This window comes from Micromonospora sp. NPDC000207 (assembly GCF_040300925.1).
Taxonomy (GTDB): domain Bacteria; phylum Actinomycetota; class Actinomycetes; order Mycobacteriales; family Micromonosporaceae; genus Micromonospora.
This window is the reverse complement of the sequence record NZ_JBEPEQ010000039.1, coordinates 23,795-46,268: the sequence shown is the minus strand read 5'-3', so window position 1 is coordinate 46,268 and position 22,474 is coordinate 23,795. Positions and strand designations below refer to the sequence as shown.

Here is a 22,474-nt window from a genome sequence, read left to right as displayed (position 1 = left end):
GCCACGGTGAGCGCAACGGCCGGGACTGCGGCCGCCGGGGCCCCGACGACCAGGGGCAACGGCAGGGTGAGCGCCCCGGCGAGGACCATCACGCTGGCCACGATCCGGCTGGTCGCCCCGCCGAGGACCTCCCCGGGGCGGACCTGCTCGGCGCTGGCCCAGGCCCGCAGGAACACCTTCGGCAGCAGGACCCGCAGGGTGGTGTCGTGGTCGTGCACCCCGCTGATGTCGGCGGTGGTGCGGACCTCGTACCGGGTCCGGATCCGGTGTCCGTACTCGGGTGCCTCGGTGTGCCGCAGGTCCGGATCGAAGGGTCCGAGCTCCCGGAACACCTCGGCGCGCATCGCGCACAGAGCGGTGTGCAGCCCCTCCACCGGGCCCTCCTGGGCCAGCCACCAGTGGTACATCTGCAGCGCCCGGTACTCGGCGACGATCCCCCGGGAGAGCAGCGACTCCGGGCGGAGCACCCCGCAGATCGCGCCGAGGCCGGGGTCGGCGCGGAGCTGGGCGACGGCGGCGGCGACGCTGCCGGGTTCGAGGGCGACGTCGGCGTCGAGGAAGAACAGGATCTCCCCACGCGCCCGGTCGGCTCCGATGTTGCGGGCGGCACCCGGCCCGCCGTTGGTCGTGGCCCGCACGACTGTGGCTCCGGTGGCGACGGCGGCCGTGTACGAGTCGTCCGTGCTGGCGTCGTCGACCACGACGATCTCGATGTGCGGGTAGGTCTGCCGCTGCACGGAGCGGACGCACAGCTCGACCGTGCGGGCCCGGTTGTAGCACGGTATGACGACGGAGACCAGCGGTGGTTGCACGGTGCCTCTCCTTCTCGCTCCGGCTCGGTTGCGGGGAGCACCGATCGGGGTCTGCGCGGGTTCGGGCTCGGCCACCGGGCGGCCGGCGGTCCGAACAAAAGTGCGATGAGATTGCCGGACAGGACTTCGTTCGTTGTTCACGAAGCGCCGGTAGATACAGAACAGGAATGGCCATCACGCGCCCTCGAACGACGGCCGACTATATCTTGCGCGCACTCAGGGAGACCGTCAAGGGCTTGACAGCCTGTTCACGAAGCACACACATGCGTCGGTGAAAAATCGCCGATGAATGCCCGCCGAAACTCCAATTCCGATTCAAAAGTTCGACAAAGCTCAATATCGACACTTGTGGACGACGCGCGGGGGTGGATCGTGTTTCGTCCGTCGTGCACGTTGTGTCGGCATGATCACGGAGGACGACTTTGGGAAAGATCGTCCGGAGGTCGGGCGACCACCTCCGGCGCTCCGACGCCCCCGCGTCCACCTGCTGGTACGGCCCCGAGGCGCGATCGGCACCCCCTCCGGGGCCGACCCGGGACCGGGGGCGCACCCGGACCGGGATTCGGCCGGGGCCTCCCGTGGCGGCCTGCGGCACCGCCGGTGGACGGGCCCCGCCGCCGGGACGAGGAGGCGACCGTCGGCACTCGTAGCCGGGTCGAGAAATGATGTGCCCAATCCCGGGGGCGGCGATTAATGGGACGGGCGGAATCGCCGATTCGAGTTTCCGACGCACCGAACCCGGGTGATTCGCCGGACGTCCCACCACTCGGTCACCGTCGCGCACCGTATCGGTTGCCGGGAACGGGCTTTCCCCTCGCACGAACGAACACCGCCGCGAAGTGTCCGGTACGCCCCGACCGAGCCGCACCCCGCCCCGGGGTGCACCACGGACACCCAGGCGTCGGCCGCGTCAGACTCGCGTTGTGATCTCCGTTTTGGCACGCTGACGATCACCGTCGGCACGACGCCGGCGGGCTGCCGACCCCTGCGAGGGAGACGATCGATCCGATGGCTGCCGACGTCACCAGCACGCCCGAGTGGCAGGCCCTGCGCGCCCACGCCGACGAGATCCGCGAGACGCACCTGCGGGACCTGTTCGCCGCCGACCCGGACCGGGGTGGACGACTCGCGATCGAGGTGGCCGACCTCTACGTGGACTACAGCAAGAACCTCGTCACCGACGAGACGCTGCGCCTGCTGACCGCGCTGGCCGACCGGGTCGGACTCGCCGACCGGATCACCGCGACCTTCTCCGGTGCCCACGTCAACTCCACCGAGGACCGCGCGGTCCTGCACACCGCCCTGCGGCTGCCCCGCGACGCCACGCTGACCGTCGACGGTCAGGACGTGGTGGCCGACGTGCACGACGTCCTGGACCGGATGGGTGCCTTCGCCGACACGGTCCGCTCCGGTCAGTGGCGGGGGCACACCGGTGAGCGGATCCGGACCGTGGTCAACATCGGCATCGGCGGGTCCGACCTCGGGCCGGTGATGGCGTACGAGGCGCTCAAGGACTACCGCGACGCCGGACTGACCTGCCGCTTCGTGTCGAACATCGACCCCACCGACATCCACGAGGCCACCGCCGACCTGGACCCGGCGACCACCCTGTTCGTGGTGGTCTCCAAGACCTTCTCCACCCAGGAGACCCTGGCCAACGCCGAACAGGCCCGCCGGTGGCTGCTGGCCGGGCTCGACGGTGACCCCTCGGCGGTGGCCCGCCACTTCGTCGCCGTCAGCACCAGCCAGGAACGGGTACGCGACTTCGGCATCGACCCGGCGAACATGTTCGGGTTCTGGGACTGGGTGGGTGGGCGCTACTCCCTGCCCTCGGCGGTCGGCCTGTCGGTGATGCTGGCCATCGGGCCGGAGCGCTTCGCCGAGATGCTCGCCGGCTACCACGCGGTGGACGAGCACTTCCGCACCGCGCCGTCGTCCCGCAACGCACCGGTCCTGCTGGGGCTGCTCAACGTCTGGTACACCAACTTCCTCGGCGCGCAGACCCACGCCGTCCTGCCGTACTCGCAGTACCTGCACCGGTTCCCCGCGTACCTCCAGCAGTTGACCATGGAGAGCAACGGCAAGTCGGTGACCCGCGACGGCACGCCGGTGTCGTACGACACCGGGGAGATCTTCTGGGGTGAGCCGGGGACCAACGGCCAGCACGCCTTCTACCAGCTCATCCACCAGGGAACCCGGCTGGTCCCGGCCGACTTCGTGGCGTTCGGTACGCCGAACCACGACATCGCCGACATGCACGACCTGTTCATGTCCAACTTCTTCGCACAGACCGCCGCCCTGGCCTTCGGGCGGACCGCCGAGCAGGTCGCCGCCGAGGGGACCCCGGCGGAACTGGTCCCGCACCGGGTGATGGCGGGCAACCACCCGACCACCTCGATCCTGGCCGAGAAGCTCACCCCGGGCACCTTCGGTCAGCTCGTCGCCCTCTACGAGCACGTCGTCGCCACCGAGGCGGCGATCTGGGACGTCAATGCCTTCGACCAGTGGGGGGTGGAGCTCGGCAAGGTGATGGCCAACCAACTCGCCCCCCTGCTCACCGGGGACGCCCCGGACCTCGACGGGGTGGACTCCTCCACCGCCACCCTGATCCGGCGCTACCGCCGCCACCGCGACCGGGGCTGACAACGGCCCGGCCTGAACCGTCCGCCGAGCGGACGGTTCAGGCCGGGGTGCCCTCGACGCCGATCAGGGCTTGGGATTGTCGAACAGGGTGGGGAACTTGGCGGTCAGGCCCAGGTCCCCCTTGCTCCTGAGTTTGCCCCGCATGGCCAGGACGACCGGGTGGGCGTTGCCGGTGACGACGGCGAGGAAGTCGACAGCGCCGATCGTGAGGACCAGGGCGGGCTCACGATCCGGCTGCTCCGACACCACACACCGACCACCGTCGATCACCAGCTGGTAGGTGTCGGATCCACCGTCGGGCCGGTCACCGATCCGCCAGTGCACCACCGCCTGCAGCGAACCGGCCCGGTCGGCCCGGAACACGTGGGGCATGCGGACGAACAACTCCTCCAACACCGCGTGGCGGTGCCCGCCGCTCATCAGCTCCCGCAGGTCCTCGGTCCGCGTTCGCTTTACCAGCCGGGCGAACACTCGCGAGTCGGGATGGTGAACGCCGTCGACCAGCTCTCGGATGCGCTCCGACGTCGCGGGATTCGTCTCTGTCACAGCTCTGCCCTCTCCTGGAACCCTCGCACCCGCGCCCGTCGCGCGGTACGTTCGTCACGTCCCGGCAGGAACAGCGCCGAGCACTCAGCACCGCAGGGCGACCGGGTCGTCGTCTCCGCCGTAGGCATAGCCGCCACCCCCGACCCGCACCGCCGCGGCACGCAGCGCCGCGTTGTCACGCCGCATCCTGGCCAGGGTCGCCGCGTCACCCTGCGCAGCGGTACGTTGCAGCCCGAACACCACAGTGACCGGGTCGTCCTGCGCCTTCGGCACGTTCGGCGCGACCAGTCGGGCGGTCGGGATCGGATAGACCAACACACTGCCCCCGACACCCAGGTCAGCAGGGGTCAACCCACCGAGGACCGCCCCGATCACCGACACCGCGTGTCGACCGGGCAGCAGGACGGTGCACCGGGGGTGCAGGTCGTGTTGCCAGGAGCCCACCGCCCGTAGGTGGGTCTCGATCGAGGCGTACCGACCCAGGAACCCGCCGTACGGCAGGGTCCGGGCGGGCTCGTGTTCGCAGTCGTACGCCAGGTCACCCAGGAACGCCCTGTCGTCGGGAAGCTCCCCGGGGTCGACGTCGTACGCCACGTCGAGCCCGAACACCCAGTCCCGCCCCGCGCCGGGGCGGGCCAGCCCGACCAGGTGGTCGAACCGACCCTGCTCGGCCAACCGGTTGGCGTCGGCGAGGAACGTGGCCAGGTCGGTGTAGGTCAACTGGTGGCGACGCACCTGCCGGGGTGCCGCCACCAACGCCAACGTCGCCCGGGTGACGATGCCGTGACGGCCCTGGCCGCCCCGTACGGCGTCGAACAGGTCCCGGTCACGCCCGGGGGAACACGTCACGAGGTCGCCGTCCGGGGTCACCACGTCGAGGTCGAGGACGTTGTCGGCCTGGCAGCCGTACCGGTGACTGGTGCCACCGATGCCGCCCACGGAGAGCGTGCCGCCCACCGTCAACTCCAGATAGTCGGGCAGCACCGGCGGGACCAGTCCCCGGGCGAGCGTGGCCACGACGACGGTGCTCCACCGGGCGCCCGTGTCCACACTGACCCGGTCGGCACCGACCCGCCGTACCGTCGACAGGGTGCCCATGTCCACCACCAGGCCGTCGCGGGTCTGGGTCTGCCCGTCCACCGAATGCCCGGCACCCCTGGCCACCACCGTCAGGCCGGCCCGGTGACAGTGCCCGACCACCGCTGCGACGTCCTGCGCGGATCCCGGCATGAGCACCGCACGGGGCAGGTGCCGGACGAACCCGCCGAAATCCCGGGCGACCCGCGCCCGGTCCACGTCGCGGGTGCTCAGCACACCCGTCAGGCGTATCCCCGCAGCCGTGAGATCCAGGACTGCCTGCTCCACCCTCGTTCCCTTCGACGCATCGGTGCCGCCCTCGCGACGGACCCGCCCCGGTGAACGGGACCGGTCCGTCGCGACCGCCTCTGCGGCGTGCCTAGTTCTTCGGGCTGTTCTGGTAGGCCGCCAGTCGCCACTGGCCGTCGGTACGCACGGCGAGCCAGCAGGCCCGCACCGCCCGCTCGGCCGACACCTCCTCCTCCCCCGGAGCGAGCACGCCGCCCTGGGTGAGCATCACGACGGTGTCCGGGCCGAGGAACCGGATGTTGAACGGCTGCCCGGTGACCCGGGTCCCCCGGTACGGACCGGCGAACGCGTTGGTCATGAACTGCTGGATCTGCTCGTGGCCCTGGCAGAACACGCCGGGAAGGATCATCGTCCCGTCCGGGGTGAACAGCTGCGCGAACACGGCGGAGTCGTGTTCGGCCCAGGCGGCGACGAGACGCTGGGGAAGTGCGGCGACCTCCGCCTTCGGGTCGGTTCCGGTGGCTGCCGGGGACGTCTGCTCGGTGATGCTCATCTGGGTCACTACCCTTCGCTTGTCGGTACGGATGTCTCTTGCCGGCACACCGGGTCCCGGTGGTGCCGACGTGGCAGGTGCAGGCACCTGCCACGCCACAGCAGGGGCGGCCGACGGACGGCGTCAGCCGCGTTCGGGTGCCGGGTTCAGGGCTTCGTAGACGTGCCCGGCCAGGGCGGCGACAGTGGGTTTGGCCCACAGGATCGTCGGCGGCAGGTCCAGCCCGTACCGGCGGAGCAGCCTGACCCGCAGCGCGACGGTCATCACCGAGTCGACGCCGAGTTCGACCAACGGCCGCTTCAGCTCGACGTCCGCGGCGTCCAGGTTGAGTTCGGCACCGACCTGCTCCCGGACGTCCGCGGTGATCCGGTCCCGGCCGGTCGCCTCGTCCAGGTCGGCCAGGTCGAAGGTGACGCCGTCGCCGGCCGCCGCGCCCGCGTCGGCGGCCGGCGGGACCAGTTCCCGCAGCATCGGCACCCGCGGCAGGTTCGGCGGCGTCGGCAGAACCCGCAGGATCGCCTGGTAGTCGGCCTGGAACCGGTCGGCGAACGACCAGGCGCGGAACGCCTCCGACACCGACACCGCCTCCAGGCCCCGCGAGTTCGCCTCGGTCATGGTGGTGGTGAGGTTCTCCGACAGGCCCAGCCCGCGCCAGGCCGTCCACCCGAGGCTGACCGTGCCGGTCTGCCCACCGGCGTTGCGGTGGGCGGCCAGCGTGTCGAGGAACGAGTTCGCCGCCGCGTAGCTGGCCTGCCCGGACAACCGGGCGAACTGGCCACAGGAGGAGAACATCACGAAGAAGTCCAGGCTGCCGGGCGGAAAGAGACGGTGCAGCACCAGCGCCCCGGCGGCCTTGGGCGCCAGGACCTCGCGCAGCCCCTCCAGGTCCACCTTGTCGACGAGGTCGTCGTTGACCACCCCGGCGGCGTGGACGATGCCGGTGATCGGTGGCAGGCCCAGGGAACCCGAGGTGAGGACCTCGGCGGCCCGCTCGGCGTCGGTGATGTCGAGGGCGACGACGGTCACCGTCACCCCGAGGGCCTCCAGCGACAGCACCGCGTCGATCTGTCGGCGCACCTGCGGGTCGCCGACCCCGTCCCACTCCGTACGCGGCGGCAGCCCCCGCCGTCCGGCGAGCAGGATCCGCCGGGCGCCCCGGTCGACCAGCCACCGGGCCACCTCCAGGCCCAGGGCACCGAGCCCTCCGGTGATCAGCACCGTTCCCGACGGTGAACACTGCAACGGCCTTCCGTCGGCGCTGCGTTCGACCGGGGCCAACCGGGCCACCCGAACCTCGTCGTCGGCGAGGGAGATGACGTCCTCACTGCCGGCCACGACCCCCGTCAGCCACAGCAGCCGGTCGGCGACGTCGGGGGTCACGTCGGTGACGTCGACCAGCCCGCCCCACAGCTGCGGGTGCTCGCCGGCGACGATGCGGCCCAGGCCCCACAGCGGCGCGTACGCCAGCGAGGACTCCTCGACGGCGTCGCGCACCCCACGGGTCAGGCACCACAGCCGCTGGGCGGCGAAACCCTCGGGGGCGCTGCCGTTGAGGTCGACCAGTTGCTGCACGGTACGGATCAGGGTCCACGCCGCCCGCTCGGTCACCTCCAGCACCTGCCCGCCGGGGTGGACCGGGGGCGGCAGAACGAGGACCACTCCGGGCTCGGTGAACGCTGCCGCGGGCAGGTCCGGGGCCCACCCGTCGTCGCCCTGCCCGGTCGGGACGTGTACGCAGCGCACCCCCGACGCGGTGAACCGGGCGGCGAGGACCGCGCCGACGTCCGGGTCTCCGACGAGCACGACCTGCCGGGGTCGCGCCGCGTCCCGGTCGGCGGTCTCGGACGGCAGCGGCCGCCAGACGACCTCGTGCACCAGGTCCCGTGGCAGGACGGCCGTGCCGAGGTGTTCCACCGCCGCGAACCTGAGCCCGGTGACCTCACAGACGACCCTGCCGTCGAGGCCTGCCACCACCACGTCGACGGTGTCCCCGGGGGAACGCGGCGAACGTCGGCTGTGCACCACGACACGGGCCGGCGGCTCACCCCGGTGTGCCACCCGGTCGATCGAACGGGACATCCACAGCACCGTGGCGTCGCCCGGGGAGACCACCGCGGCGCTGATCGTCAGGGCAGCGTCGATGACGTGCGCCCAACTGCCGGCGTACTCGGCGGACGGTTCGACGGTCAGGACGGCGAGCTGCTCGTCGTCGTTGCGACGCAACTCCTCCAGGTCCCACGGGAAGGCATAGCCCTCCACACCCATCCGCCGGAACATCTCGTCGATACGGCGCAGCGACCCCGGCTCGGTACGGTTGCGCACCGCCTCGCGGTCGACGTGCCCGGACGGCACCGCGGCGGTGGGGTCGATCGTCGCCGTCGTGTGGGTGATCCACTCGTCGCCGTCGTCGCCTCCGGACTCGCTGGGCACCCGGGTGGCCAGCGACAACAGCCGGTCCTCCCGCACGATCTGCACGACTCGCGGCGGCACCACCGCCAGCGGGGTGCGCAGGACGATGTCGGTCAACGCCGGCGGCTGTTCCCGCCCGGCCGCCGCCATGAAGGTGTTGATGATCGACGCCGCCGGGGTGACCTCCACCCCGACCAGGCCGTGGCTCTGCGGATACGGCCGGGTGTTCATGTCGAGGTAGGTCTGCCAGACCTGCCTGTTGGGGGTGCCGCTGACCGTCATCCGGCCGCCGAGAAGACTGTGCTGCTGCGGGTCGTGGCCGCCGCCCGGACCGGATTCGACGCCGTCCGTCGGGAAGATCCAGTACGGCCGGTGCTGCCACGCCGTCGCCGGCAACGGCAGCAGTTCGCCCGTACCGTGGGCCCGGCCCCAGTCCACGGCGGCGCCGTGACAGTGCAGCACCGCCAACCCGCCCAGCAGCGTGGCCACCTCCTCGCCGCCTCGGCGCAGGCTGCCGACGACCGCAGCGTCCTCGACGTCACGGTGCCGTAGACACTCCTTGATCGAGTGAGCCACCACCGGGTGCGAGGAGACCTCCAGGAACAGCCGGTGCCCGTCCTCGACGGCCGCCTCGACCGCCTCGGCGAAACGCACCGGTTGGCGCAGGTTGGTCGTCCAGTAGGTGTGGTCACGAGGGCTGTCGGAGCGTGCGTCGGGCAGTGCGCTGCTGTACAACGGCACGATCGGGGCGCGTGGCGTCAGTGCCCGTGCCGCCGTCTCGACCTCGGCGAGCACCTCGTCGACGTGCAGGCTGTGGAAGGCGATGTCGGTGTCCACAGTGCGGACGTCCAACCCGGCCTCGCGCCAGGTGGCGGTCAGCTCGGTCACCGCGTCCCGGTCGCCGGAGACGACAGTCGAACGGGGAGCGGCCGAGATCGCCGCCTCCACCCCGGTGATCCCGACCAGCCGCTCACGGACCTCGGCGAAGGGCAGAGCGACCATGGCCATCGCGCCACGCCCGGAGACCCGGTCGAGCGCCGCCGCCCGCCGACAGGCGAAACGGGCCGCCTCCGTGACGTCCAGCACCCCGGCGGCCACCGCAGCGGCGATCTCACCGACCGAGTGTCCGATCACCGCACCCGGTTCCAGACCCCTGCTGCACCAGCTCGCGCTGAGGCCGACCTGCACGGCGAAGGTCAGGGCCTGCACGTGGGTGGCGCTCCACGGGCCGCCGGCCTCCAACGCCTCGCGCGGGGTCCAGCCCAGCTCGGCCCGGAACACCTCGGCGAGTCCGTCGACGGCACCGGCGAACACCCGGTCACCGACCAGCAACTGCCGGCCCATGCCGGACCACTGGGCGCCGTGCCCCGAGAAGACCCAGACCACCCCGGTGGACTGTCCGGGCGCGCACCGATCCGTCACCACCCCGGCGGCGGAGCGCCCCTCGGCGAGGACACGGAGTCGTCGTCGCAGCTGGTCGGCGGAGTCGGCGACCACCGCGCCGCGCTGCGACAGGTGCGAGCGGCGTTCCGCCAGGGTGTGCGCTACCGACCGCAGGTCGGCGTCCGGGTGGGCGTCCAGCCAGTCCGCGGTCGCCCCGGCCACCCCGCGCAGACCGGCCTCGGACATGGCGGAGAGGGGGTACACCGCAGGGGTCGGGACGGTCGGGACGGTCCGCACCGGCGCCGGGTCGGGGCTCTCCTGCACGATCAGGTGGGCGATGGTGCCGCCGACGCCGTAGCTGGAGATCCCGGCGCGGCGCACCCGACCGCCGGAGGTCCAGGAGGTACGGGTGTCGACCAGTCGCAACCCGCAGGTGGACCAGTCCACGTGCGTGGTGGGCTCGGTGTGCAGGCTGGGGGGCAGCTCTCCCCGCTGCATGGCCAGCACCGTCTTGATCAGGCCGGTGATGCCGGAGCCGCCCTCCACGTGGCCGACGTTGGGTTTCACCGAACCGATCAGGCACACGTCCCCCGGCTCCCGGCCCGCTCCGAAGACCTCGACGAGAGCCTCGATCTCCTTGCCGTCACCGGTCGGGGTGCCGGTGCCGTGCGCCTCCACGTAGCTCACCGTGGTCGGGTCCACTCCGGCGCGGTCGTAGGCCTGACGCAGCATCTGCGCCTGTGCCTGCGCATTGGGTGCCATCATCCCGTCGGAGCGTCCGTCCTGCGAGACGATGCTGCCCAGGATGACCGCCAGCACCTGGTTGCCGTCGCGGCGGGCGTCGGCGAGCCGCTTGAGCACCACCACGCCCGCACCCTCACCCCGGCCGTAGCCGTCCGCGTCACGGTCGAAGGCCTTGCTGCGGCCGTCGGGCGACATCGCACCGGCACCCTGCAGCGCCACGTTCAGGGCGGGCGTGGCCATGATGTTCACCCCGCCGACGATGGCCACCGGAGTCTCCCCGGTACGCAGTGCCTGGGCCGCCAGGTGCAGCGCCGTCAGTGACCCGGCGCAGGCGGTGTCCACCGCCATGCTGGGGCCCCGCAGGTCCAGGAAGTACGACACCCGGTTGGCGATGCCGTAGAAGGTCGTGCCGTTGACCGCGTACGCGCCGGTGCGCGGGATGTCCTCGAGCAGGCGGCGCCCGTAGTCGTTGGAGTTGGCGGCGACGTACACGCCGGTGTCGCTGCCCCGCAACGACAGCGGTGGCACCCCGGCGTCGGCGAGCGCCTCCCACGACAGCTCGAGCATGAACCGCTGCTGCGGGTCGAGAAACTCGGCCTCACGCGGTGAGATGCCGAAGAACTCTGCGTCGAAGCCTTCGATGTCGTCGAGAAAGGAGCCACGCAATGTGGTGTCCCGCAGGACCGCCGTCGCCTGGGGACTACTCGTGGCGTACGACTTCCACCGCTTCTCCGGCATGTCACCGACGGCGCTGCGCCCGTTCACCAGGAAATCCCAGAACTTCTCCGGCGAGTCGAGGTCCGGGGCGAGTCTGCAGCTCATCCCGATGACGGCAACGGCTTCTTCGGATACTTCGCTCTCATTCAAGTCCCGCACCTCATTCAGCTCACGGAACGAACACGACACGTCTGTCGAGCACCGGAAGGCGACTCGGGCGGTGGGTCAACCGCCGACGACCTCCGGGCCCCGGGTAAACCGGGAAAGCCCGCAGCAGAACGGGCCATCCATTAGGCGACAGCCTCTGTCCAGGGCCGGTATCGGCACAACTCCTGGATTGCGGCGTGCCCGATCGGCAGGTGAGGGCGACGACGGACTCAGCAATCGGTGAGACGACAGCCCGCCACCGGCCTTCCTAGGCTTCCGGTAGGACGGCGGCGGTCGTCCCCTTCGCCGACGACCACGGGAGCGACGATGTCCGGAACAGCCGTCCGACCGAGCATCGACGGACCCGTGCCCTGGCCCGAGGAACTGGCAGCCCGCTACGTCGCACTCGGCTACTGGCAGGCCCTGTCGCTCGGTGAACACCTGTGGGCCGTCGCGCGCCGTTGGCCGGATGCGGAGTGCCTGGTCGACGGCGAGACACGGATGACGTACCGGGAGATGACGGCCCGCGCCGACGGTGCCGCGCTACGGCTGGCCGGGCTCGGCCTGCGCGCCGGGGACCGGGTCGTGGTGCAGTTGCCGAACTGCTGGGAACACGTCCTCACCACCGTGGCGTGCCTACGCCTCGGTGCGGTGCCGGTGTGGGCCCTGACCCAGCATCGGCGGCACGAACTGGTCGGGGTGCTCGACCACTCCGGTGCCCGGGCGCTGGTGGTGCCGGACAGCCACCGGGGCTTCGACCATCAGACGTTGGCGCACGAGGTCGCCGCTGACCAGCCGGGCGGAGCGTTGGTGCTGGTCGCCGGCACCGCGATCCGGCCCGGCGGAGTCGACCTCCGGGCCCTGTTCACGCCGGCCGAGGACCCTGCCGGTGCTGCCGCCCGGCTCGACGCGGCCGCGCCGCCGGCGGGATCCGTGGCCCTGCTCAAGCTCTCCGGGGGAACCACCGGGCGGCCGAAGCTCGTCGCACGGACGCACAACGACCTGGCGTACATGGTGTCCCGGGCGGCCGAGCTGTGCGGGTTCGGTCCGGACGACACGTACCTGGCGGTGCTGCCGCTCGGGCACGGCTTCCCGTACACCGGTCCAGGGGTGTTGGGCACCCTGCTGACCGGCGGTCGGGTGGTCCTCGCCGGTTCGCCGACACCGGAGGTGGCGTTCGCCACCATCGAACGGGAACGGGTCTCGGTCACCTCGGTCGTACCGGCGGTCGCGCAGCGTTGGGTGCAGCACCGCACGGACGCCCCGGGCTTCGACCTGACCTCCCTCCGGCTGATCCAGGTCGGTGCCGCCCGGCTGCCCCCGGAGGTCGCCGAACGGATCGGTCCGGTGCTCGGTTGCCGGCTGCAGCAGGTCTTCGGCATGGCGGAAGGGCTGCTCTGCCTGACCCGGCTGGACGATCCCCCTTCGGTGGTGCACCACACGCAGGGGCGGCCGATCAGCCCCGACGACGAGATCCGGATCGTCGACGCCGCGGGCCGCCCGGTCGCCCCCGGCGAGGCGGGTCTGCTGCTCACCCGGGGGCCGTACACACCTCCCGGGTACTACCGCGCGCCGGACCTCGACGCCCGGTCCTTCGTCGACGGCTGGTACCGCACGGGCGACGTGGTCCGGCGCCGGCACGACGGCAACCTGGTCGTGACGGGGCGCGAGAAGGACCTGATCAACAGGGGTGGCGAGAAGATCAACGCAGAGGAGATCGAGACCCTCGCGGTCCGGGTCGACGGGATCGACCAGGCCGCCGCCGTGGCACTGCCCGACCCGGACCTTGGCGAACGGGTCTGCCTGGTGGTGATTCCCACGCCCGGCGCCCAGGTCGAGCTGGCGGTGGTGCGGGAGGCACTCGCCCGGGCCGGGATCGCCGCCTTCAAACTGCCTGAGCGGCTGGTGACCGTCGAGACCCTGCCGACGACCCCGCTGGGCAAGGTGGACAAGAAGGCGTTGCGGGCGTTCGTCGCCGAGCGGTCGGGACGCTGATCGTCCCGGGCCGGGCCGGGCGGGTGCCGGCAACGGCCCGGGACGACCCTCAGGTGGCGACCCGGTGCAGGCTACGGGCCCGCGATGCGGGGGCGGTGGCGGCCGCCAGCACACCGACGACGCCCAGCGGCACCAGCAACAGCCACAGGACGGTACCGATGCCCGCCACCTCGGCGAGCCAACCCACGATCGGCGGTCCGGCCATCATCCCGCCGTAGTGCACAGTGCTGTAACGGGCCAGTGCCAGGCTGGTGGCGGCGGCGGAACCGTCGGCGGAGCTGCCGTGCCCGACCGCCCCGGCGATGATCGGGGCCAACACGGCGAGACCGGCACCCTGCAGGGCGAAGCCCAGCAGGGCGAACCCGGCGCTGGGCATGGCCACCGCGCAGAGCACCCCGACCACCGTGACCAGGACCCCGGCCCGGACCAACGGCACCGCCCCCACCCGGTCGTGCAGCCGGTCGCCGACCAGTCGGGTGACCGTCTGGGCGACCGCATAGGTCGTGTACGCCAACGACGCCAGAGTGCCCGCGTCCCACTTCTCCTGCAGGTACACGCCGCTCCAGCTGGACACTGCGCCCTCGCAGAAGGCGACCGAGGCACCGATGCCACCCAGCACCAGCACCTGCCGGGTCCAGCCCTCCCACAGCCGGGCCCGGGGCTGCTTCGGCGTACTCGCCGGCACCGGGACCGACGGCAGCAGACGCGCCGAGCTCACCACTGCCAACCCACAGAGCAGCACCGCCAGCACGGTGTAGTGCACCGGCAGGGACACTCCCCACCGGACGGCGAGAGTGGCCGACGCCGCACCGACCAGCGAGCCGACGGCCCAGGCGGCGTGCAGGCTGTTCAGCACCGGCCGCCGGGCGGCCCGCTCCACCTCCACACCGTGGGCGTTCATCGAGATGTCCAGCATCCCGGCGACCACGCCCCAGCAGAACATGGCGACGACGGCGGTCACGGCGTCGGGCATCACCGTCAGCAACGGCAGGAACCAGGGTACGAACAACGCGGTGCGCCTGATCATCGTCCTGCTGCCCAGCCGACCGGTGAGGTGCCCGGCCACCTGCATCGCGGCGAGAACGCCGACCATCTGGGCGAAGAGCACCGTGCCGAGTTGCCCGTACGACAGGTCGAGGTGGGTCCGCAGCTGCGGGATACGGGCGAACCAGGTACCCAGCATGACGCCGACCATCAGGAAGATGCCGGCGGCGGCCCGCCGGGCGGACGCCGCCGTCGGCTCCCTCCCGACGGCCGACGACACCGGGCCGGGGTCGCCGGAGTCGGTCGGTGCGGGGTGACTCATCCGGCCGCTGCCGAGACGGGGCCGGACAACTCGCCGTACCCCGACGACCCGGTCCAGCTGCCGACCAGCAGGTGCGCGTTGAACGGATCCCCCTGGTCGTTGCGCATCGGCGGTCGTACGTGGGCCAGGTGCAGGAGCACCTCGTCGCACTGGACGGCCGGGGCGGCCTCCGCGCAACGCACCAGCATGTCCTCGTCCTCACCGCCCCAGCCGAGGTACCGCTCGTCCAGACCACCGACCCGGTCGAAGGTCTCCCGGCGCAACCACAGGCAGGCACCGGGCACGTCGCGCAGCAGCAACCCCCGGGATCGCTCCAACGGTGCCTCCGCGCGTCCTTCCCGGCAGCGTGCCTCGATCACCGCGTCGCTGGCCGGTAGGTCCAGGGACAGCACGTCGGTGTGGGGCACGTGCACGGCGTGGCCGGGATCGTCGAACCGGGCGAGGTTGCGCTCCAGGAACCGGCGGTCGGGCAGGATGTCGGCGTCGAGCAGGCAGACCACAGGCGCCTTGCCGGGGCTGTGACGCACGCCCACGTTCAGCGTCCAGGACTTGTTGAACGCACCGCCACCGACGATGTGTCGATAGTGGTCGACGACCGGCTCGACGACGTGCCGCCACCGCGCCTCGGTGTCGAACTCCACGACGGTGATCTGGTACCGGTGCGCCGGAAGGGACTGGTCGTGCAGGGCGAGCAGGCAGGCCATCAGGTTCCGGATCCGACCGGTACCCCCACGGTCCATCAGGGGGATCACCACGAGGACGTCGGGGTCGTGCACCTCGGGGCGCGGGGTCAGCCCGGCCGACCAGGTCCGTAGGTCGTCCAGGGTCACCGCTGACGGGTCACCGCGGTAGTCCGCACCCCGCAGGTAGCCGATGTAGATGTGGCGGTCGGCTCGACGGACCGACTCCCGTGCCGGTGCGGCCAGGTCCGGCCGTCGGTCGATCACCTCGGCGAGTCGGTCCCGGAGCCGCCTCTCGGCGACCACGTCGTCCGGCTGCTCGACGAGTTCGTCGAACGCGTCGGCGGCCGCGCGCTCCGTACGGGTCAGGGTGTCCAGCCGGGCCAACACCTCGTGGTAGTAGGGCCTGCTGTGCAGCCAGTAGTCGGCTGCCACGTCGCGCACCGAGGGGTCGTGGGCGAGGACCGCGTACTCCGTCAGGCGCGTGGCGAGATCCCCGCCGCCGGTGCCGGACGGGCGGTACACGGAGTGCTCCGCGTAGGAGGCGTCGTCCGCCCTGGTCCGGCGGATCCTGAGCGGGTTCTCGCTCCGCAGCACACACATCGGGGTGCAGTCGCAGGGCCTGAATTGCACGCGTCCTCCTGAACTCGCATCAACATGGTCAATCTGCTCGTCCGGATGTCATGGCGTCGTCCGACAGGTGCCGCAGCAGGGCGGGCAGGACGTCCTCCCAGTCGACCCGGTCGAGGTCGTGGCCCGCCGTCGGCAGGATCAGCAGCCGCGCGTCGGGTATCGCGGTGGCCAACGCGTGGGCGTGCGCGGGCGGGACCAACGGGTCCGCGCCGCCGTGCACCACGAGCGTCGCCGCCCGCAGCTCGCCGAGCCGGTCGCGCCACGGCGGACCCGGGTCGACGAGGGCATGGTTGGTCAGGGCCCACAGCGGGTCGCCCGCCCGGTCGACCTCTGCGGTGGCGTGGTCGCGGGCGTCGGACTCGTCGAACACCCGAGCGTTCCCGCCGCGCAGCCGGGCCAACGCCACCAGGTGCTCGACCACCGCATCGCGGTCGTCGGGATCGGGTCGGTCGAGATCGTCGAGGTCGATGAGCACCCGGAGCGCCGGCGGCGGCAGGTCGGCGTCTCCCGATCCGGGCGGTGCCGGGCTGCCGGCCCACAGGGTGAGCGTCCGCACGCGCTGCGGGTGGTCCAGGGCGACCCGTTGGGCCACCGTCGCGCCCATCGACGCGCCGACCAGGTCCACGCGAGGCAGGGCCAGCGCATCGAGCAGACCGATCACGTCGGTGGCCAGGTCGGCCAGACCGTACCCGGGGTCACCGGCGGGAAAGCGGGCGGACCGGCCGGTGTCGCGCTGGTCGAAGCGCACCACGTACCGCCCGTCGGCGGCGAGGCTGGCGCAGAAGGTCTCCGGCCAGGCGAGCATCGACGCGGCGGCGCCCGCCAGTAGCACGACGGCGGGGTCGGTGGCGGCGCCGAAGGTCCGCACGGCCAGTGGCACCCCCGCGACGGTGAGGACCCGCTCGGTCATCTGGCGGCCCCCGTCGCCACCCGGTCAGGCGTACCGGCGAGGTTCACGGCCGGCACCACCACGGCACCCGGCAGGGACACCCGGTCCCCCGCCGACGACGACGTGCGCCGGGCCAGGTCGGCGAGGATCGCGCCGTACGCATCCCGCTCGCCGGCCATCCCGTGTCGCGCCTCGACCTGCACGCGGGCCGCCCCGCCGAGCCGTAGCCGCAGCGCCTCGTCGTCGCAGAGGCGACGTGCCTGGCGCAGGAAGTCGTCCGGGTCGGTGAAGACCAGCCCCGTCTCCTCGTGCCGGACCACGCACGTGTTGCCCGGGATGTCGCGCACCAGCACCGCCGCGCCCAGACTCATCGCCTCCAGCAGCGCGTTCGGGCTGCACTCGCCCAGCGACGTGTTCAGCACCATCGTGGCCTCGGCCATCGCCGCATGCACCTGACGTGGCGACAGGGCGCCGACGTAGTGCACCCCGAGGGCGACGGCACAACGCCGACGGACGACCCGCTCGAAGCTCGGGTCGTACGAGTGGCCGACGATCACCAGGTGGACCCGGGCGTCCTCACGGTGCCACCGCTGGACGGCGTCGACCAGCAGCAACGGATCCTTCACCGGACGCAGCCCGGAGGGCAGGAGCAGAATGCGGTCCTGCGACGACAGGCCGAGCAGGTGGCGGAGGCTGAAGTGGCGGGCCGGATCGGTCCACACCCCTTGGGGGATGTGATGCAGCCGGTCGAGCACCTGCGGCCACAACCGACCGCACCGGGCCATGAAGTCCTGGGTGAAGGCGACCAGCGCGGCAGCGCCGGTCACCGCCCCGGCCATCACGTCCAGGGTCTCCTGGTCGTGCACGTGGTCGTTGAGGTCGGTGCCGCCGAAGGCGAGCACGTACGGCACCGGTGAGCCGCAGAACAACCGACCGGACAGCAGGGCGTGCGTGCCGAACAGGACGTCGGCTTCGTACTCCAGCGCGGCCTGGTGAAACCGCGTGGCGTCGCCGGGGTCGGTCATCAGCCGCACCCGGTGACCGAGGTCGGTGAAATGTCGGGCGAGGCGACGAACGGTGGTGTCGCCACCGGTACCAGGTGGACTGTGCTGAACCGCCACGAGTTTCATCGCCACCATCACCATCGGTCGATTTCGTGCAGAGCGCCGACGAGGGCACTGTCCGTGACAGGTCGGCGGAGCAGGACGATCGTATGGTCGGCGTCGCGGTGGAACTTCTTCCTGATTGCTCTCCTGGTCGCCCGCCCATTCGCCTGATCCGAACGATTCGCACAGTAAGACGTGACCTCGCCAGCACATGCGTCGTTCGTCATGCGGTGCCGGTGATGCCCGCCTACGACCGAGACGTTCGCCCGACCGGCTCGACCGTCGGCGTCGCGCCACCCGGCGACGCCCCCTGACGGAAGGAAGAACATGATCAACGACGAGGCTGTCCGGACCGCGCCGGCGACCCCGGCCACGAGTCACACGCTGGCCGTCCCCGGCGCGCGCCTGCACTACGAACTGCGCGGCCAGGGTCCCCTGGTGGCGCTCGTCGGCGCTCCGATGGACGCGCGTTCCTTCGAGCCGTTGGCGGAACTGCTGGCCGACGACCACACGGTGCTGACCACCGATCCGCGCGGCATCTACCGCAGTGCCCTCGACGACCCGGAGCAGGACTCGACCCCGGAGCTGCGCGCCGACGACCTGTCCAGGATCCTGGCCCACGTCGGCGCGGGGCCTGCGACGGTGCTCGGCTCCAGCGGCGGCGCGATCACCGCGCTGGCCCTGGTCCAGCGGCACCCGGAGCAGGTGCACACGGTCGTGGCACACGAACCCCCGGTCGACGAGTTGCTCGACGACCGGGACGAGGTGCACGCCCAGACCGAGGAGGTCATCGCCGCCTACCGCGCCGGTGACGTCACCGGCGCCTGGCGGAAGTTCCTGGCCCAGGCGAACATCTTCCTGCCCGACGAGGTCTTCGAGCAGATGTTCGGCGGGGAACGGGACCCGCAGCGGGCCGCCGACGAACGGTTCTGGTTCCTCCGGGAACTGCTCGGCACCACCCGCTGGCAGCCGGACGTCGCGGCGCTGCGCGCCGCGCCCACCCGCATCGTCGTCGGCATCGGCGACGAGTCCGCCGGCCAGAGTTGCGACCGGACCTCCCGGGCCCTCGCCCGGCTGCTCGACGTCGAGCCCACCGCGTTCCCCGGCGGACACACCGGCTTCGTCGAGCAGGCCGCAGCGTTCGAGGGCCGACTGAGGACCGTGCTCGGTAGGCAGTGACGTCGCGCCCGGGGCGGCCCGGACCGGGCCGTCCCGGGTAGGGAGCCGAGCAGGGCAGCGAGAGGCGCAGCCCGGCCCTGCCACGCAGGACCGGGCACCCCGCTGCCCCGCCCGGTGCTACCTGCGCCGCCCGCGCACCACCAGCCGGGTCGCGCGGGGGTCGTACGGGCGGGCGTCGAAACCTCCGAAGGCCTCCACGTCCACGAAGCCGACGTCTTCGAACATGGTTCGCAGCTCGGCCGCGCTGTAGATGAACGAGGTCAACGACGCCGTACGCGCCTGCCCACCACGGATCATGGTCCACTCGGTACGCAGCCGCGTCCAGTCGTCGAGGATGGTGTCACGCAGGAAGACAGTGGCATCCGGCAGCTCGACGACCTGCGGGCGCCCCACCCGCCTGGCGAGGACCTCCTTGCCGAACACGTCCACGATGAGCTGCCCACCCGGGGCGAGGCTGGCGAAGGCGTTACGGAGCACCTGCCGGTTGCGCTCCGGCTCGGCGAAGTACCCGAACGACGTGTACATGTTCAGCACCACGTCGAACCCGCCGGGGCGGACGAACGTCGCCATGTCGCCCTGCACCAGCTCGGCAGACACGCCCGCTGCGGCACAGGCCGCCTCGCCCCGGTGCAGCATCGCCGGACTGAGGTCGACCCCGGTGACCCGATGCCCGCGGCGTGCCAGCGGCACCACGTACAGTGCCGGCCCGCAGCACAGGTCCAGCACCCGCGCGTCGGGCGGGAAGTCGAGCAACGGCGACCCGGTGACGTACTCCTCGGCCTCCCCCGCCCGCCGCTGCCCGAACATGAAGTCGGCGAAGCCCGACCAGAGTCCGTCGTCCTCGTACCACTGCACGGTCAACCTCCATCGCCGTCGGCCGCGCGCCCCGTGGGGACCGCTCCGGGCAGTGCGGACCGGTCAGAAATCGATGGCTCAGTCTCACACGCCCGGGCGCCCGGTTCTTCTCGCACGATGCGCCGTTCGTGCCGCCCTCCCCGCGACTTCGACGCCGACGGCATGAGCAACCTGGGATATGGATTCCGGCAGGCCGGATCACCACCATCGGTGGCAGTAAGCCGACTCGTGGAGGACGTATGTCGCACATCACCGTCGACGACGACAAGCCCGGAATTCTCGGTCTGTTCGCCTACCGCCCGGAGACCGCCAAGCCGCTCGGCGAACTCGTCGAATTCCTGATGCGGGGACCCAACTCGCTCAGTCAGGGAGAGCGGGAACTGATCGGCGCGGTCGTGTCCCGGGGCAACGACTGCGCGTTCTGCGCGGAGGCGCACGGGGCGTTCGCCGCCGCGCAGCTCGAGGACGGCCCGCGGATCGTCACGCAGACCCAGAAGGACCCCCACAACGCCCCGGTCTCCCCCCGGGTCCAGTCCCTGCTGACGATCGCACTGGCGGTCCGCGAGAGCGGCAAGTCGGTGACCGACGAACTGGTCGGCGCCGCCCGAGCCGCCGGTGCCACCGAGCTGGAGATCCACGACACCGTGCTGATCGCGGCGATGTTCTCACTGTTCACCAGGTACGTCGACGGCCTCGACACGGTGGCCCCCGACGCCCCGGAGTGGTACTCCGGGGCCGCCGAGATGCTCGTCCAGGTCGGCTACGCCGGACTCGCCGGAGCACGTTGACAGGCGTCGCCAGGGTCGGGCGGGGGACCTTCCGGGGTCTGCCTGCCCGACCCTGCCGTCGGCAGTGCCACCCGACAACCGCACAAGGAGATGCCCCGTGACCCGTCCAGTCGAGAAGATCGTCATCGTCGGCGGTGGCACAGCGGGATGGCTGTCCGCCGCGTACCTCAATCGGGCTTTCGGTGAGAAAGTCGAGATCACGCTCGTCGAATCCGCCCGGATCCCTCGCATCGGTGTCGGCGAGGCGACCGTCCCGACGCTTCGCACCACGTTCCGATTCCTCGGCATGAAGGAAGAGGAATGGATGCCGAGGACGAACGCCGCCTTCAAGTCGGCCGTGCGGTTCAACGACTGGCGCACCCCGCGTCCCGGCACCGACCGCCACACCTACTACCACCCGTTCTTCACGGTTCCCGAACCACCGGTTCCCAGTTTCGAGCAGCCGTTCCACAAGCGGTTCGGCCGAGGGGTCTCGCTGGCGCACTTCTGGCTCAAGCAGCAGCTCGCCGGGGACACCCGGCTCCCCCGTACGTTCGGCGAGGCCGGCATGGCGTTGCAGCGACTCTGTGAGCTGCACAAGGCACCGAAGCCGCTGCCCGGCACCGACGCGCCCGACCCGGGCTACCGCTACGCGTACCACTTCGACGCCGCGTTGATCGCCCAGTACCTCCGGGACCTGGCGACCGGTCGGGGCGTCCGGCACGTCGTCGCAGACGTCGGTTCGGTGGGCCTGGACCAACGCGGCCACATCGAGAAGGTGGTCCTCGACACCGGGCAGGAACTGCGCGGCGACCTGTTCCTCGACTGCACGGGTTTCCGGGGACTCCTGATCAACCAGACGTTGCAGGAGCCGTTCGTCAGCGCCCAGGACTACCTCATGTGCGACTCCGCGGTCGCACTGCCCGCCGACCACCATCCCGACGGCCTGCGCCCGTACACCACCGCGAACGCCCGTGGCGACGGCTGGATCTGGGAGATCCCCCTCTACGAGCGGGAGGGCACCGGCTACGTGTACTCGAGCCGGACGACCACGCCGGACCAGGCCGAGCAGCACCTGCGCAGCTTCCTCGGCGGCCGCGCCCACGACGTGTCAGGCAACCACATCAAGATGCGGGTGGGACACAACCGACGGTCCTGGGTGAACAACTGCGTCGCGGTCGGGTTGTCGAGTTGCTTCGTCGAGCCGCTGGAGTCGACCACGATCGCGCTGATCGAGTACCAACTCGCTCTCCTGGTACTGCACTTCCCCGACAGTGACCTCGACGAACGTCGGACCACCCGCTACAACGAGCTGATGGTCAGCGCCTTCGAGGACATGCGCGACTTCATCATCATGCACTACCACCTGACCGATCGCGCCGACACCGGGTTCTGGCAGGCGGTCCGCGAGGCCCCGATCCCCGACAGCCTGGCCGAGAAGCTGACCGAGTACGCCGAGAGCATCATCGTCCCGGACGGCAGCCAGCTGCGGCTCTTCGAGACCCGCAGCCTCTGGGCCGTACTGTCCGGGCTGGACTTCCCGTTCCGTAAGGCGCCCCCGTCGGTGGAACTGATGAACGACGACGCGGCGTTCGAGATGTTCGATCGTATCGACAAGGAACGGGAGATCTACGGATCGAGCCTCCCGGACCATTACGAGTACCTCCGGACACTGCACCGGTCGGCCGGCCCGGGCTGACCGCCCCCCTGCCCCACCGACCGCCCCGACCACCGTGCCCGAAACCCGCGGCCGGCCCGGGGCGGTCGGTGGGGCGGCAGGGCAC

15 protein-coding genes are annotated in these 22,474 nt (G+C 71.4%); 5 read left to right on the top strand and 10 right to left on the bottom strand.

Annotation, left to right across the window (positions count from 1 at the left end; genetic code table 11):
- Nucleotides 1-812, bottom strand: an 812-nt coding sequence (locus ABT336_RS12485; RefSeq protein ID WP_350896644.1) for a glycosyltransferase family 2 protein, incomplete at its 3' end; no start/stop codon positions are given.
- Between the two features lie 1,008 nt (nucleotides 813-1,820).
- Here ABT336_RS12485 and pgi point away from each other — a divergent pair.
- On the top strand, nucleotides 1,821-3,455 hold the full coding sequence (pgi, locus tag ABT336_RS12480) for a glucose-6-phosphate isomerase (protein ID WP_350896643.1): 1,635 nt from the start codon (nucleotides 1,821-1,823) through the stop codon (nucleotides 3,453-3,455).
- A 63-nt stretch (nucleotides 3,456-3,518) separates the two neighbouring features.
- Here pgi and ABT336_RS12475 read toward each other — a convergent pair whose 3' ends face one another.
- The 4 genes from ABT336_RS12475 to ABT336_RS12460 form a co-directional block, all read right to left on the bottom strand.
- A complete protein-coding gene (locus tag ABT336_RS12475; protein ID WP_350896642.1) occupies nucleotides 3,519-3,875 on the bottom strand; it encodes an SCP2 sterol-binding domain-containing protein in 357 nt (118 codons plus the stop codon).
- A 210-nt stretch (nucleotides 3,876-4,085) separates the two neighbouring features.
- Entirely contained in the window at nucleotides 4,086-5,366 is a 1,281-nt protein-coding gene (locus ABT336_RS12470) for an FAD-binding protein (protein WP_350896640.1), read from the bottom strand.
- 91 nt (nucleotides 5,367-5,457) lie between these two features.
- Complete coding sequence (locus ABT336_RS12465) at nucleotides 5,458-5,880, bottom strand: SgcJ/EcaC family oxidoreductase (RefSeq protein ID WP_350896639.1); 423 nt, start codon at nucleotides 5,878-5,880, stop codon at nucleotides 5,458-5,460.
- A gap of 123 nt (nucleotides 5,881-6,003) precedes the next feature.
- The gene (locus ABT336_RS12460; RefSeq protein WP_350896638.1) at nucleotides 6,004-11,292 is read right to left on the bottom strand and encodes a type I polyketide synthase; all 5,289 of its coding nucleotides are present in this window, start codon (nucleotides 11,290-11,292) and stop codon (nucleotides 6,004-6,006) included.
- 315 nt (nucleotides 11,293-11,607) lie between these two features.
- On the opposite strand from ABT336_RS12460, the gene ABT336_RS12455 reads away from it, so the two are divergent.
- Complete coding sequence (locus ABT336_RS12455; protein ID WP_350896637.1) at nucleotides 11,608-13,275, top strand: (2,3-dihydroxybenzoyl)adenylate synthase; 1,668 nt, start codon at nucleotides 11,608-11,610, stop codon at nucleotides 13,273-13,275.
- Nucleotides 13,276-13,324: 49 nt separating this feature from the next.
- On the opposite strand, the gene ABT336_RS12450 is transcribed toward ABT336_RS12455, so the two are convergent.
- The 4 genes from ABT336_RS12450 to ABT336_RS12435 are packed head-to-tail and all read right to left on the bottom strand — an operon-like array spanning nucleotide 13,325 to nucleotide 17,808.
- The gene (locus ABT336_RS12450; RefSeq protein WP_350896636.1) at nucleotides 13,325-14,581 is read right to left on the bottom strand and encodes an MFS transporter; all 1,257 of its coding nucleotides are present in this window, start codon (nucleotides 14,579-14,581) and stop codon (nucleotides 13,325-13,327) included.
- Nucleotides 14,578-15,894, bottom strand: coding sequence for a glycosyltransferase family 2 protein (locus ABT336_RS12445; RefSeq protein WP_350896635.1), 1,317 nt, complete (start codon nucleotides 15,892-15,894; stop codon nucleotides 14,578-14,580). Before ABT336_RS12445 ends, ABT336_RS12450 begins: the two co-directional genes overlap by 4 nt.
- Before the next feature lie 28 nt (nucleotides 15,895-15,922).
- Nucleotides 15,923-16,804, bottom strand: a complete 882-nt coding sequence (locus tag ABT336_RS12440; protein WP_350896634.1) for an alpha/beta fold hydrolase — start codon at nucleotides 16,802-16,804, stop codon at nucleotides 15,923-15,925.
- The gene (locus tag ABT336_RS12435) at nucleotides 16,801-17,808 is read right to left on the bottom strand and encodes a glycosyltransferase (protein WP_350896633.1); all 1,008 of its coding nucleotides are present in this window, start codon (nucleotides 17,806-17,808) and stop codon (nucleotides 16,801-16,803) included. The genes ABT336_RS12440 and ABT336_RS12435 overlap by 4 nt, the downstream gene beginning before the upstream one ends.
- Before the next feature lie 408 nt (nucleotides 17,809-18,216).
- On the opposite strand from ABT336_RS12435, the gene ABT336_RS12430 reads away from it, so the two are divergent.
- Nucleotides 18,217-19,068, top strand: a complete 852-nt coding sequence (locus ABT336_RS12430; RefSeq protein WP_350896632.1) for an alpha/beta fold hydrolase — start codon at nucleotides 18,217-18,219, stop codon at nucleotides 19,066-19,068.
- A 117-nt stretch (nucleotides 19,069-19,185) separates the two neighbouring features.
- Here the strand turns inward: ABT336_RS12430 and ABT336_RS12425 are convergent, their stop codons facing one another.
- Complete coding sequence (locus ABT336_RS12425) at nucleotides 19,186-19,923, bottom strand: class I SAM-dependent methyltransferase (RefSeq protein WP_350896631.1); 738 nt, start codon at nucleotides 19,921-19,923, stop codon at nucleotides 19,186-19,188.
- A 239-nt stretch (nucleotides 19,924-20,162) separates the two neighbouring features.
- Here ABT336_RS12425 and ABT336_RS12420 point away from each other — a divergent pair, with 239 nt between their 5' ends.
- Nucleotides 20,163-20,711: a carboxymuconolactone decarboxylase family protein gene (locus ABT336_RS12420; protein ID WP_350896630.1), complete on the top strand. Its 549-nt coding sequence runs from the start codon at nucleotides 20,163-20,165 to the stop codon at nucleotides 20,709-20,711.
- A 97-nt stretch (nucleotides 20,712-20,808) separates the two neighbouring features.
- Nucleotides 20,809-22,389: a tryptophan halogenase family protein gene (locus tag ABT336_RS12415; protein ID WP_350896629.1), complete on the top strand. Its 1,581-nt coding sequence runs from the start codon at nucleotides 20,809-20,811 to the stop codon at nucleotides 22,387-22,389.
- Nucleotides 22,390-22,474 lie beyond the last annotated feature (85 nt).